This window comes from Aquimarina callyspongiae (genome assembly GCF_034322225.1).
Taxonomy (GTDB): Bacteria; Bacteroidota; Bacteroidia; order Flavobacteriales; family Flavobacteriaceae; genus Aquimarina.
Genome location: NZ_JAXLPA010000003.1, coordinates 475854 through 489065, shown reverse-complemented (window position 1 = coordinate 489065; position 13212 = coordinate 475854). Strand labels below are relative to the sequence as shown.

Annotated in this window: 13 protein-coding genes; 4 read left to right on the top strand and 9 right to left on the bottom strand. The window is 32.0% G+C overall.

Annotated elements, in window-relative coordinates; all coding sequences use genetic code 11:
- Positions 1-3: 3 nt before the first annotated feature.
- Genes lpxB through surE form a run of 3 tightly spaced genes read right to left on the bottom strand, consistent with a single transcriptional unit; the run spans position 4 to position 2241 of the window.
- Positions 4-1119 carry a lipid-A-disaccharide synthase gene (gene lpxB / locus U0D62_RS14465; protein ID WP_322288018.1) on the bottom strand — a complete coding sequence of 372 codons (1116 nt, stop codon included), beginning with the start codon at positions 1117-1119 and terminating at the stop codon, positions 4-6.
- Between the two features lie 50 nt (positions 1120-1169).
- Positions 1170-1466: a hypothetical protein gene (locus tag U0D62_RS14460; protein WP_322288017.1), complete on the bottom strand. Its 297-nt coding sequence runs from the start codon at positions 1464-1466 to the stop codon at positions 1170-1172.
- The gene (gene surE, locus U0D62_RS14455) at positions 1459-2241 is read right to left on the bottom strand and encodes a 5'/3'-nucleotidase SurE (protein ID WP_322288016.1); all 783 of its coding nucleotides are present in this window, start codon (positions 2239-2241) and stop codon (positions 1459-1461) included. The genes U0D62_RS14460 and surE overlap by 8 nt, the downstream gene beginning before the upstream one ends.
- 262 nt (positions 2242-2503) lie before the next feature.
- Between surE and U0D62_RS14450 the strand changes: the two genes are divergently transcribed.
- The 3 genes from U0D62_RS14450 to U0D62_RS14440 all read left to right on the top strand — a co-directional run bounded on the left by U0D62_RS14450 (position 2504) and on the right by U0D62_RS14440 (position 8315).
- The gene (locus U0D62_RS14450) at positions 2504-4645 is read left to right on the top strand and encodes a carboxy terminal-processing peptidase (protein WP_322288015.1); all 2142 of its coding nucleotides are present in this window, start codon (positions 2504-2506) and stop codon (positions 4643-4645) included.
- 9 nt (positions 4646-4654) lie between these two features.
- Positions 4655-5767: an ABC transporter permease gene (locus U0D62_RS14445; protein WP_322288014.1), complete on the top strand. Its 1113-nt coding sequence runs from the start codon at positions 4655-4657 to the stop codon at positions 5765-5767.
- Between the two features lie 61 nt (positions 5768-5828).
- Complete coding sequence (locus U0D62_RS14440; protein ID WP_322288013.1) at positions 5829-8315, top strand: hypothetical protein; 2487 nt, start codon at positions 5829-5831, stop codon at positions 8313-8315.
- A gap of 68 nt (positions 8316-8383) precedes the next feature.
- Here U0D62_RS14440 and U0D62_RS14435 read toward each other — a convergent pair whose 3' ends face one another.
- From U0D62_RS14435 to U0D62_RS14410, 6 genes are all read right to left on the bottom strand, one after another.
- A complete protein-coding gene (locus U0D62_RS14435; protein ID WP_322288012.1) occupies positions 8384-8626 on the bottom strand; it encodes a hypothetical protein in 243 nt (80 codons plus the stop codon).
- A 173-nt stretch (positions 8627-8799) separates the two neighbouring features.
- A complete protein-coding gene (locus U0D62_RS14430; protein WP_322288011.1) occupies positions 8800-8997 on the bottom strand; it encodes a hypothetical protein in 198 nt (65 codons plus the stop codon).
- A gap of 61 nt (positions 8998-9058) precedes the next feature.
- A complete protein-coding gene (locus U0D62_RS14425; protein ID WP_322288010.1) occupies positions 9059-9235 on the bottom strand; it encodes a hypothetical protein in 177 nt (58 codons plus the stop codon).
- A gap of 61 nt (positions 9236-9296) precedes the next feature.
- Positions 9297-9497, bottom strand: coding sequence for a hypothetical protein (locus tag U0D62_RS14420; RefSeq protein WP_322288009.1), 201 nt, complete (start codon positions 9495-9497; stop codon positions 9297-9299).
- A gap of 551 nt (positions 9498-10048) precedes the next feature.
- Positions 10049-10255 (bottom strand): hypothetical protein, encoded by a 207-nt coding sequence (locus tag U0D62_RS14415; protein WP_322288008.1) that lies wholly within the window; start codon positions 10253-10255, stop codon positions 10049-10051.
- Positions 10256-10286: 31 nt separating this feature from the next.
- Positions 10287-11882: a vitamin K epoxide reductase family protein gene (locus tag U0D62_RS14410; RefSeq protein WP_322288007.1), complete on the bottom strand. Its 1596-nt coding sequence runs from the start codon at positions 11880-11882 to the stop codon at positions 10287-10289.
- Between the two features lie 500 nt (positions 11883-12382).
- Between U0D62_RS14410 and U0D62_RS14405 the strand changes: the two genes are divergently transcribed.
- Entirely contained in the window at positions 12383-13186 is an 804-nt protein-coding gene (locus U0D62_RS14405; protein WP_322288006.1) for a DNA/RNA non-specific endonuclease, read from the top strand.
- Positions 13187-13212: the final 26 nt, after the last annotated feature.

Below are 13212 nucleotides of genomic sequence, written 5' to 3'. Positions count from 1 at the left end.
AACTTAATTTTTTAAAGTTTCTACAATGAGTTGAGCAGTTTTATCACTAGCACCTTTACCACCTAGTTGTTTTTCAAGATCATAATAATCAAGAAACATTACAGCTCTTTTATAATCATCAATAATAATAGAGAGTTCTTCTTTGAGTCTTTTAGTATTAAAATCGCCTTGTATAAGCTCAGTAACAACAGGTTTATCCATTATAAGATTAACCAATGATATGTAATCCAGGTTAATAATTCGTTTTGCTATTTGATAAGAAATAGCATTACCCTTATAACAAACGACTTCAGGAATTTTAAATAAAGCAGTTTCTAGAGTAGCGGTACCAGAAGTTACCAAGGCAGCATTACTAAGACTTAATAGATCATACGTTTGATTCATTACAAGATGAACACCTTCTTTTTTTATAAAAGGAGTATAAAAATCGACATCTTGACTAGGTGCTCCTGCAATGATAAATTGATAATCAGGAAAATCGTCTACAATACTTAACATCACCTCAAGCATTTTTTTAATCTCCTGCTTTCTACTGCCAGGAAGAATGGCAATAATTGGTCGTTCATCAAGATTATGTTTTTCTTTAAATGTTTCGGGCATAATTTGTTGATGATCGGCGATTGCATCAATCAAGGGATGGCCTACAAAATGTACAGGAAAATCATGTTTCTCTTCGTAAAAAGGTTTCTCAAAAGGAAGAATAACATACATGGCATCGATGCATTTTTTAATACTTTTTATTCTTCCTTCTTTCCAGGCCCATATCTGTGGAGAGATGTAATAATGAGTTCTTAACCCTTTCTCTTTTGCCCATTTTGCAATACGAAGGTTAAACCCTGGGTAATCAATAAAAATAATTACGTCAGGTTGATACGCTAAAATATCCTGTTTACAGGTTTTGATATTTTTTAGGATTGTAAATAAGTTTAATAGTACTTCTACAAATCCCATGAAAGCTAACTCTCTGTAATGTTTTACAATTTTTCCGCCAACAGCTTGCATAAGATCACCTCCCCAAAATCTAAAATCAGCATTAGGATCTTCCTTTAGAATAGATTTCATAAGATTGGCACCATGTAGGTCGCCTGAGGCTTCACCAGCAATAAGATAATACTTCATTAATTCTATTTCATCTAAGACTCATTATGAGCAATTATTGTTTTTTTCGTTTAACTAAATTTACTTATAGCAATACAAGCAGCTGCAATAAGTGTAGCAAGAAGTACGCCACGCGCACGATATGGTTTGTTTTGTTTTAAAAATAAAAAAAAGAGCCCCAAATTAAAGATCGCACCCAAAGCAATTATACTTCCAAATGAACCATTCTCAAGAGAAGCATCAATTGTTCCTTGAAACGAAGAGACCTGAGAGCTTAAAGCAGAAAACACAAATACGCATATAATAAATCCTATTGTATTTGCAAGAATTCCTGCAATCAACCCTATAATTATTTCTTTTTTAATCATGTATTTGCCAATTGTTTAATTCTTTTATAAAAGAATGAGCAGTAAGGTCAAATTGAGTTGGAACAATAGATACATACCCATTGTTTAATGCCCATTCATCTGTGTCTTCTCCCTCATCTTCATTTACAAACTTTCCTGAGAGCCAGTAGTAATCTCTACCCATTGGATTAGTCCTTTTGTCAAAATCTTCAAGCCAATGTGCATTTGCTTGTCTGCAAATTTTAATACCTTTAATATCATTCTCTTCTAATCGAGGAATATTAACATTAAGAACCACTCCTTTAGGCAATCCATTTTTAAGAACTAGATCTGCAATAGCTCTAACATATTTTTTAGAAGGTTCAAAGTTAGCATTCATACTATAATCTAATAATGAGAACCCTATTGCCGGAATCCCTTCAATACCAGCTTCAACGGCAGCACTCATTGTTCCTGAGTAAATAACGTTGATAGCAGAATTAGAACCATGATTAATTCCACTTACACATAAGTCAGGTTTTCTATCCAGAATTTGACGGGATGCTAATTTTACACAATCTACAGGAGTTCCAGAACATCGATATTCTTTTTGCGGAGCATCTTTTTCGATAATTATAGAATCACAATATAAAGTGTTGTTTACAGTAATTGCATGTCCCATACCACTTTGAGGGCTATCAGGCGCTACCACAAGGACTTCTCCAATTTCATTCATTACCTCGATAAGAGCTCGTATACCAGGAGCAGTAATACCATCATCATTTGTAACCAAAATCAAAGGTCTTTTTGAAGCCATAGGGTTTATTTTTTATTGGTAAAAATACACTTTTTTTACGCTAAAAGAGTTATAAAGATCTGACCAATATTTAGACGATAAAATGATCGTTAAATTTTGTGTGATTGTTAAAAAAATAACAAATATAATGGGATGTTAGAGAAGGTAATAGAAGAGTGTAAAAGATAATTAGTTCTTTTAAGAAAAATTTAGTATTATTACCTCATATTGGCACGATTTTTAATGTACTTTGCCAGTAACCCCCTAAATTTAAAATAAGCGTATGAAAAAGAGTTTTTTGATTGTGATGCTTACCGTGATAGTTTCGGCTGCTTCCTGTAGTTTCACTTCTAAGTTTGAAAATGACCCTGATAAGGATAGATTATTGATTGATTTAATTAGTTATGTTCTTAGTAAAGGTCATTATGATGCAAAGGATATTAATGATGATTTCTCAAAAGAAGTATTTACAGATTATATAGAGGCATTAGATCCTCTGAAGCGATATTTTTATAAATCAGATATAGAAGATTTTAAAAAGTTCGAAAATCTTATCGACGATCAGATCAGAGATAAAGACATTACTTTTTTCAACCTCACATATGAGCGATTACAAAAGAGAATGACAGAAGCAAGAGTTTTGTATAAAGAAATTCTTGAAAAACCATTCAATTTTGATAAAGATGAATCTATTGATACTAATTATGAAGGTTTATCATATGCTGAAAACAAGGCTGAGATGAAAAATAGATGGAGACTGCAACTTAAATTTAATGCGTTATCCAGCTACTATGATAAAGTTGATGAGCAAATAGATTCTATTACTAAAAATGATAGCTATGTGCGTAAAACTGCTATGGTTTTAGAAGAAGAATCTCGTGAGATTACTAAAACTTCTTTAAAAGAATATTTTGAATTTGCTGATGACTTACAGCGTAAGGATTGGTTTTCGATTTATATCAATTCTATTGTAGAAGAATTTGATCCACATACATATTATTTTGCACCACAAGATAAAGATCGTTTTGATATTGCAATGTCAGGAAAACTTGAAGGAATCGGAGCTCGATTACAAAAGAAAAATGATAATGTAAAAATCATTGAAATTATTTCTGGAGGTCCTGCCTGGAGAGGTAATAAAGTAGAGGTGGGCGATCTAATCATGAAAGTAAAGCAAGAAGAAGAAGTAGAGCCTGTAAGTATCGTAGGAATGAGATTAGATGATGCTGTAAGCCTTATCAAAGGACCTAAAGGAACTAAAGTCACTCTTACTGTAAAAAAAGTTGACGGGACACTTGAAAACATAGAAATTGTAAGAGATGTAGTTGAGTTAGAAGAAACATATGCAAAGTCATCTGTTGTAAAGAAGAATGATAAAACTTATGGGATCATTAATTTACCTAAGTTTTATTTTAATATGGAAGACTACAATCAGAGAAATGCAGCAAAAGATGTAAAGCAAGAAATCATTCGTCTTAAAGAGCAAGACATGCAAGGTCTGGTAATAGATCTTAGAGATAATGGAGGAGGATCTTTACAAACAGTTGTAGATATTGCAGGATTATTTATAGATAAAGGACCAATCGTTCAGGTAAAAACTAAAGGAGAATCACCAGAAGTTTTGAGTGATCGTGATAGAAATATACTTTGGGATGGACCATTAGTAATTCTTGTAAACGAGCTTTCAGCTTCGGCTTCAGAAATTTTGGCAGCTGCCATGCAAGATTATAAAAGAGCAATTATTATCGGTAGTAAACAAACTTATGGTAAAGGGACAGTGCAAAATGTAATGGATCTTAATCGATGGATGCGTAGTAATGATTTTGGAGATCTTGGAGCTTTAAAACTAACCACACAAAAATTCTATAGAGTTAATGGAGGTTCTACTCAATTAGAAGGAGTAAAAAGTGATGTAGTGGTTCCAGATCGTTATAGCTATATTGATATTGGAGAAAAAGATCAGGAAAACCCTCTTCCTTGGGATAAAATACCAGCTGCAGATTACACAATCTGGGATGGATATATAGATTTTGATCAAACCATTAGCAATAGTAAGGCTAGAATGGCTAAGAATGAGCAATTAAGATTGATCAATGAAAATGCGAAGTGGGTACGAGAAAAAAGAGATATAGATGTATATTCTTTGAACTATCAAAAGTATAAAACCAATATAGAGCTAAACGAAAAACAAGCAAAACGTTTTGAAGCGATCAATGATTATCAAACTAATTATTCTTTTGAATCATTGCCATATGAAATGGAATTAATAAAGAAAGACACTGTTTTGTCTGAAAAAAGAAAAAGATGGCATAAGAGTTTAAGTAAAGACGTGTATGTAGAAGAAGCTTTGAGTGTTCTTGAAGACATGAAAATCAATAATATACGACGTTCTAAAAATCCACTTTCAGTTAAATTAAAGAATTAAAATGCTTTAATGCAGGATATAAAATCAAACTCATTAAGTAAGCTAGCGCTCCAAAGATTTAAAAGAAATTTTTGGGGCGTTTTGAGTTTTTGGTTTATTGTATTATGTGCATTTGTAGCAGTATTTGCATATGTAATTGCACCAGACGATTCGCAAAACGCAAATCAAATGCATCTATCCATCCATTCAAAACCTCCTGGATTTAAAGTACAAATGTTAACAATCCCTTCTCAAGTAGAATCCAATCAGTCTTTTTTTAATAGAACTTTTTTTGGGAAGAAAAATACAGACACAGAACTACCTATTGAAGGGTATAGTTTTGAAGAAGGAGTTTTAACGATTATTCCATTTAGTGAAGGCGAACTTACGGGAGTATCTAAGAATATCGAATTAAAAGATTTTCCTTTAGAGCTTACAAAAGAACAAATCAAAGATCAGTATATCAGAACGCAACGATTTGTTTTAGGAACTGATAAATACGGAAGAGATTTATTGAGTAGAATGTTGGTTGGAATTCGTATTTCATTTTCTATAGGCTTTGTAGCGGTGTTAATTTCTTTAATATTAGGAATTTTTCTTGGAGCAATTGCAGGGTATTTTGGAGGCAAGATTGATGCTTTGATTATGTGGTTTATTAATGTTACCTGGTCAATACCTACTCTATTAATGGTTATAGCGATTACTGTAGCCCTAGAAAAGGGTTTCTGGCAAGTTTTTGTAGCAGTTGGTCTTACCATGTGGGTAGAAGTAGCAAGGGTCGTTAGAGGGCAAGTTTTAGGAATCAAACAAATGCAATATGTTACCGCAGCAAAAGCTTTGGGTTATAAACATATGAGAATAATTGTTAAACATGTATTACCTAACAGTTTGGCTCCGGTAATTGTTATTGCTGCAGCAAATTTTGCCGCTGCCATCCTAATAGAAAGTGGACTAAGCTTTTTAGGAATCGGAGCACAACCGCCAATGCCAAGTTGGGGTGCAATGATTAAAGATCATTATTCATATATAATCTTAGGAAAAGCTTATTTGGCAATTATTCCGGGATTGGGGATTATGAGCCTGGTAATGGCGTTTATGCTTATCGGTAATGCCTTAAGAGATGCGCTGGATGTTAAAGGTTGATTAACAATTAATTAACTTAATTTGCAAAACAGAATCTTTATCTTATTACAAATTTTTTGTTATGATAAGAGTATTCAAGTATTTGTGTTTTTTTCTTATTTTTTCCTCTTCATTTGGTCAAATTACTGTTGAGTTAAGATCCGTTGTTACAGATAGAATAACGAGAGCTCCAATAGCTAATGCTAATGTTGGTTTTGTCGATCGCGGATTAGGAACGGTATCAGATAATTCAGGTTATTTTGAATTACCGTTTTTAGAAAAACGACTAAATAAGAATGATACCTTGCAGTTAAATGCCGAAGGATATTATCCTTTACGATTGCCTTTTGGCAATTTAAAATCCATAATGGATAAGACCAAAGTACTTTATTTATCACCTTTACCTCAAAATGATTTAAATCAAAAAGGTAAGATGGTAAATGAAACCTTAGTTGAAGAAAGTATAGGGTTTCATCAATACGATTCTTTAACGTATGCAGTATTATCTGGTAATGAGCAAAAAGGAATGGAATTAGCTACTTTGATTAAGATTCCATATGAAAAAGTAATTATCAAAGAATTGAAATTCAAGATTCTTAAGCATCAGGCAAAAAGTACCAAAATTAGAGTCAATATTTATGATGTTACAGAGAACCTATCTCCTGGTAAAAAAATTATTAAATCGCTATATCATACAATAGAAAAGAATAGTGGAGAAGAGGTGATTCAATTTAAAAATAATGTTATAAATGCAAAGAATATTATAATTGGTTTAGAGCTTATACAAATTGATGATGCGAGTGATGACCCATACCTCCAAATTGCAATGGCAAAAGATATAGGCAGTAGTTTTATTAAATCAACAAGTCAAGATAATTGGCAAGAATTACCATACAGTGCACTTGGACTTTCTTTGAGAATTTCGACACCTCGATTCGATATTACAGAGGATAAAATGCAAAGAAAGGAGCATAAAATTAAAGGAGTTGTTTCTATGTCTGGAAAACCTGTCCAGGGATGTGAGGTAAGAATTAAAGGAGAGTTGTTGTATACGCAAACAAGAGAAGATGGTTCTTTTGATATTAGCGCAACTAAGAATGATGTTTTAGAATTTCGTTCATTAACCACCAAACCAATAGATCTGGCAATAAAAGACCAGAATAATTTGCGAATAACGCTGGAACCAAAATATGATCAACTGGAAGAAGTACTGCTTAAAACTAAAAAAGAAGAAAATAAAGAGGAAGAAAGAATGTATATGACAATCTTTGGTCCAAAGGACCCAAGTAAAAGTGGATTTAGGGTTGTGCATAAAACTAAAGAGGAATTAAACAAGACTGCGATTAATTTCAGCGATTTAATTGCAGGTAGATTTCCTGGGTCAAGAGGTTCTTCAAGTATAGTACTTTCTAATAGTAGAACAATAGTGGTGGATGGTGTTGTTATTGATCAAAGAATAAATCCTGATGATTTATTGAACCCCAATATGATTGCTAGTGTTACCGTAGTTAATAGTGTTGGAGGTAATGTCGCGTATGGTTCTGCAGGAAGAAATGGTGTGATTTATATTACTACTAAGAATGCAGAGCAGAATTGGAAGTTTTTAAAAAGAAAGGAAAAAGCTAAAAATTTATTCGCAAAAAATAATGATTATGATAACTCTGCAGTTATCTATAGGGATGGTACCACAGATAAAGAATATGGATTTAAGAACACAGAAACAATTCAGGAAGCAAAAGCCAGATATGTGGGAACCTCAGTAGCTAATATGACGAATATAGATTTTTATATAACTGCGTTTAAATATTTTTTGAATAAAGATAAAAAGTATGCCTATGATATTTTAAACACAGCTAGAGAAATGGCCTGGAATAGTCCAAAAGCGCTTCGAAGTCTTTCCTTTATGTATGAAGAACAAGAAAAGTTTGAAGATGCGCATTTGTTGTATAAAAGAATAGGAGAGTTAGAACCATTACGATCCCAAACCTATTTGGATTTGGCTCAAAGCCATGTTACTATTGGAGATTATCAAAAGGCATTTTCATTATATAAATTGATGCTTGATAATAAAATACCTGGAGTAATTTTTAGTGATGAAATAATGGAAGTGGTGGTAACAGAGGTAAAACATTTAGTAACAAAACATAAACTACATGTGGATTATCGAGATTTACATCCTTCATTTTATAGTAAGGCTCTAAGTTTGGATGGTAGAATCGTTATTGAATGGAATGACCCTCAAAGTGAATTCGAATTTCAATTTGTAAACCCTAATAATAAATTTTTTAAATGGTCTCGTATTACAAGATCTAACTATAAGGATATTGTTAAATCTGAAAAAGAGGGATATCAGGCAAAGGAGTTTTTTATAAAAAATGCAAAAGCAGGAAATTGGTTGATAAATATAAGCTCTTTACAATTAAGTACTAAAGAACCTTTAATTCCTAGATTGGTGAAATGTGTAATTTTTAAGAATTACGGTACTCCACAGGAGAGTAAAACTATAAAGATTATAGAGTTGGATAAAATTGATAAAAATACCTCGATAGGAGCTTTATCCTTACAATAAAAGAGAATATAAAAAGAGGGTATATTACTTAAAATACCCTCTTTAATGTGTTGTAAACAGATGATTCTTTATAAATTACAAATGGGCTGTGTTCCATCACTGCAATAACTATCGCAGGGTGTTTGAATCCATAAACCATTCTCGATGCAGATTCCGACATTATTGTTTCCTCCACCGGTTCCTCCACCGGTTCCTCCACCATTGCCACCTTCTCCGTCACTACCAATAGGATCTGTACCACCGTTTAGCGTTTTAAGTTGTTTTCTGTTTAGAGTGCGTACTCCTTTTAATTCTAACATTTTGTGTAACATAATAACTGATTTTAATATTATAAATTGGTATTAACTATTTGTTTATGTATTTATAAATAAAAATGTTACTTAACTTTTGGCGGTTTAACGTAAAGTTTTGATAATTTTATATTAGAACAAACAAAAAGGGAGCTAAACTCCCTTTTCTTATAAACACTTAAAATATTCTTTCTTTAGAAACAATCGCAGGTATGTCCGTTGTAAATTCCTCCACTAAACGGTCCAACTCCACATTGCCAATTTGCTGTTCCACAGCAAATACGATCACCACCATAGCATCTTGCTTTACTTGCAATACCGCCAGATATAGTTTGTTGTTCTTTTTTGTTTAGTGCTTGAACGTTTTTTAGATTTAAAATGTCTTTTAACATAATTAATGGGTTTTAAGATTTGATTTTATTGGTTGGTCATTTTATAAAATCGTATCAGATTTTAGCAGTCATAACATATACTATCCATGCAAATCCCAGGATTTCCTGTAGGAGTGTCATAACAAGTTTGACCATCTGTAGTTGGTGTACAGACAATAATCCCGAAGCCTCCCTGAATAGATAATTGTTCTTTCTTACTTAGTTTTTTTGCGTACTTTACTTTTGAAACTAGATTCATAACAGTAAATTTTAAGAGTTAATGATCTAAGAAAATAATAATAATCTTTCCTTAACTAATATTATCCACAAGGTGCAATATGAGGATAGTTAGGACCGCAATAGCAACCATACCATTGACAACCTCTTTGTGAAGAGCAACCTTGACTTGATGTATGACTAAAACAAGAACCACCGAATCCAAAATTTCCTCCTTGAATTTTACTTTGCGAAGCCTTGCTAATTTTTGTTACATTCTTAATGTTTCCAAGTTTTTTTAACATTGTTTATGGTTTTAACAGATTAATATAATAAAGAGTTTGTTTTACCATCCACCATTACAGACATCGTCTGTACAAGTATAGTAAGAATCGTTTGCTAGAAATGGATATCTCTGTATCCACCAACTTTGTGAGCGAGGACCACAGCAAAATTCTTCGAGAGTAGGGATATACCCTCCGGTAATTAATTTTTGCTGGTTTTTGCCAAGATGAGTAATGTCATCGAGATTGATGATTTTTTTTAACATAATATGTGGTTTTAAGAGTTAAAAATATTCCCCGGAAATTTATAGACATCCGGGGAAAACTGTCTTTTTGTGTGTGTGAAGAAAAAGAGTCTTTTGGTCGTTAACTAAACTCGCAAAATTCCTTAAGCAAAAACTATAATGAATATGAGAATTTGCGATAGTAATAATCAGAATCATATCTTATAGTAACTGTTTTGGTTTTAATAAAAACAATTACTTAGATGTGTTTTTTTTGATTCTTTCTGCCTTGATATAAAAATATCTTTACAGATATTAACTGTAATCGGTCAAATAACTGATTTATAGTTAGAAACCTAAGCCTCCAATCGGTTGTGTGCCGTCTGGACACGTGCTACTACAAGAAACAGCAATAATTTCCAGGTAACCTTGTGACCCCATAACGATACATCCACAATCATCTGCTGGAGGAAATGGACCACCACCACTGATTGTTTTTTGTTGTGCTCTGCTGATAGGCTGAACACCTTTGAGTTTTAGAATTTTTGGTAACATATATGTGAAATTAAGTTGGATTTAATTTTTGTCATACCTCTACAGTTTGTTGCATTTCTGGAGAATGATTTTCATTATAATTTTCGACCATAACACTTGTGAAATGGAAGAACTCATCATAATTATACTTTTTAGGGTACACTATATTGTTAATCAGTGTGGCAGGAGTGTAATATAAATTATTACTATCTGCCCATTCAGATTGTTTCTTTAATACTTCAATAAGAGCGGCATCATTTCCTGGGTTTCCATATTTTTTAATCCATTTAGTAGGAGTTCTATCTGCAAACCATTCACTATACGCAGTGATAAAGTTTTGTTGTCCTTGGTCTCTGTAGATCTCCATTAGCCTAAGACTAATCTGTGTTGCATTGTCCTCAAGGTTTTCTAGATTTACTCGTAACCTTATCACAACTTGAATATGGTCTGACATGGTGTTGAGAATACGGCTATAGGCTTCAAAAGCTCCTTTACAGTATCCACACATGGGATTGGTAAGACTTACTATTTTAAAACCTGAATTAGGATTACCTAGTACAATTTCATTATCGATAATAACATCACCTTCAATTTTTTCAGAAGTACTTAATAAGTGATTAAATATATCAGTATCTCTTTTAAAGTGATTAAGTTTTACATTTTCTGCTTTAAACGTTTTGTTTTCTACCATTTTTTCTTTGATAAAAGTATAAGCTAATGTAAAGAGTGTAGCAATAATAACAAGAGCAGCAATTAAAGAGATGTTAGCAATACCGATTGGAAAACTAATAACGGCCATTACTGCTAGACCAATAGAAATTGCACTCATTACTAAACATACGGCGCACCATTTTTTTATAACAAAAGCTTGAGAATAAAGAGAGTATATAATAAACGGAATACCAATTAAAGAGGGGATTAATAAAGCATTATTAAAACCGTAAAATAATTGATATAAGAAAAGAGAGCCAAAGAAAACCATTCCAGCATCAGCCAAAGAGAAATTCTTAAAGATTTTTCCACTATTGTTATTTATCACATCTCCACAATTTGTATTTCCTACAGATGTACAGAACTGATGCATTGTTTGTGATTGTATTCCCAGGCTTTCTCGTACAGCAAAAAAGCTAAAAACCAATCCGGTTAATGACAATACTAAAAAGATAATTTGATTTAAATCCCAGGCTCTAACTGCAAAAGTTGCTATTAAACCAGCTAATAGACCTACGATCAAAATATTCTGAAGAAGAGATTGATTGGATAGAATTCCTGATTTTGTACTTTCTTCAACAGCGATTACTTTTGGAACCCATATTTCTTTAAATTCATCATAAGAAAAATTCTTTTTCTTTAAACTAGAATGTTTAAGTTGGATGATATCTTTTTTTCTGATAATAGAAACTATTTCATCTCCATTATCTGACTTTATTAACGACACAAAACTTTTAGGTAACTGATCTAAAGCCTCTACAGGAACTTCTACAGCTATGTTATCAATTGTGAAATAATCTAAAGTGTCTGTAATTGATTGAAAACTAGGATAATTAGGGTGTATTTGTAATTGTAGTTCTAAATCCTTTTTATCATAATTGCTTATTTGATTTTGGATCAAGACGTGTTCTACGATTTTTTCGATGCTATTTTTCATTTAGTGCTTTGAGATGATTTGCGTTATGTGCTCAACAAGATATTCTTTTTTGAACATGTTATTAATTAGGATAAAGATCGTTAAATTAATAAAACCTTCTTACATACCTGTCAATAATATAACATTCAAAAAAAATCTTCACTAAAAATATAAATTTAGGTATGCAAAATCAATATGGGTGTTGCTCAAAATAAAAATGGATAAACCGTAATTTTAATGATTATTTATGTTAATTTTTATATATAACTTGTTGTTAATCAATATTTAATGATTTTTAAAACTACTCACTATATCATGTGTCGGATTTATGTTAAAATTTCAGTACATGGGGTTTTATAACACAAACTACTTGATGTATTTTGTGAAAAATAAAATATTGGTTTCATTTTTTTTATATTCTTTTGCGAATCTTTCTTTTAGAAATGCCCTGAATAATCGGACAGTTTAGAAGTGAAAGTAATTTTTGGGAAGTTCAAAAACTTAAAAGCGTAGTAAAAAAGATGAATAGAAAATATATATATCCTTTGCTGATTATAATAGTGACTGTAGGGTTTTATTATTTAGAAGAATATTTAGGTGATACTCAATATACTCAAAAAGAGGAGGGGATTAATAAAGATGAACTATTAAGTTTCTTTTATTTGCCAACTTCTACAACGGGTGCTATAGTTGTTCACGATTTTTATGCGCTATCATACGTAGAAAAGCATGAACAGGCAGAATGGGTAGCATATGAACTAAAAAAAGAACACTTATCACAAAACGAATTTAAAAGGCCTTATTTTGAAGAAGATAAAATGGTTAGAACTTCTTCTGCCGATTGGCGTAATTATAAGAAATCAGGATATGATCGTGGACACTTATGTCCTGCTGGAGATAGAAGGTTTTCATATAAAGCCTATGAAGAGACTTTTTTAACTTCTAATGTTACTCCACAAAATCATCAATTTAATAGTGGTGTCTGGAATAAACTAGAGAAGAAAGTGAGATATTGGGCAAAAATATATGATGGAGTATATGTAGTAACTGGAGGTGTGCTTTCTGGTAACCTTGATGGTATTGGGTATGAACAAGTGTCAATACCTAAATATTTTTATAAAGTTGTTTTAGATAAAAGCGACAAAACTCCAAAAATGATCGCTTTTTTGATGCCACACAAAGAATCTAATGCATCGTTAAAACAGTTTGTTGTACCTGTAGATGAGGTAGAGAAATTAACGGGGATTGATTTTTTTCCAAAACTAGGAGATGATGTAGAACAAAAATTAGAATCAACAATTCAAACAAAAAAATGGAAGTTTTAGACTTCTACTATATCAGTTTGACTTGA

Excerpts from the sequence above, each read along its gene's own strand:
- lpxB (WP_322288018.1), bottom strand. The coding sequence starts at position 1,119 with ATGAAGTATTATCTTATTGCTGGTGAAGCCTCAGGCGACCTACATGGT.
- U0D62_RS14460 (WP_322288017.1), bottom strand. The coding sequence starts at position 1,466 with ATGATTAAAAAAGAAATAATTATAGGGTTGATTGCAGGAATTCTTGCA.
- surE (WP_322288016.1), bottom strand. The coding sequence starts at position 2,241 with ATGGCTTCAAAAAGACCTTTGATTTTGGTTACAAATGATGATGGTATT.
- U0D62_RS14450 (WP_322288015.1), top strand. The coding sequence starts at position 2,504 with ATGAAAAAGAGTTTTTTGATTGTGATGCTTACCGTGATAGTTTCGGCT.
- U0D62_RS14445 (WP_322288014.1), top strand. The coding sequence starts at position 4,655 with ATGCAGGATATAAAATCAAACTCATTAAGTAAGCTAGCGCTCCAAAGA.
- U0D62_RS14440 (WP_322288013.1), top strand. The coding sequence starts at position 5,829 with ATGATAAGAGTATTCAAGTATTTGTGTTTTTTTCTTATTTTTTCCTCT.
- U0D62_RS14435 (WP_322288012.1), bottom strand. The coding sequence starts at position 8,626 with ATGTTACACAAAATGTTAGAATTAAAAGGAGTACGCACTCTAAACAGA.
- U0D62_RS14430 (WP_322288011.1), bottom strand. The coding sequence starts at position 8,997 with ATGTTAAAAGACATTTTAAATCTAAAAAACGTTCAAGCACTAAACAAA.
- U0D62_RS14425 (WP_322288010.1), bottom strand. The coding sequence starts at position 9,235 with ATGAATCTAGTTTCAAAAGTAAAGTACGCAAAAAAACTAAGTAAGAAA.
- U0D62_RS14420 (WP_322288009.1), bottom strand. The coding sequence starts at position 9,497 with ATGTTAAAAAAACTTGGAAACATTAAGAATGTAACAAAAATTAGCAAG.
- U0D62_RS14415 (WP_322288008.1), bottom strand. The coding sequence starts at position 10,255 with ATGTTACCAAAAATTCTAAAACTCAAAGGTGTTCAGCCTATCAGCAGA.
- U0D62_RS14410 (WP_322288007.1), bottom strand. The coding sequence starts at position 11,882 with ATGAAAAATAGCATCGAAAAAATCGTAGAACACGTCTTGATCCAAAAT.
- U0D62_RS14405 (WP_322288006.1), top strand. The coding sequence starts at position 12,383 with ATGAATAGAAAATATATATATCCTTTGCTGATTATAATAGTGACTGTA.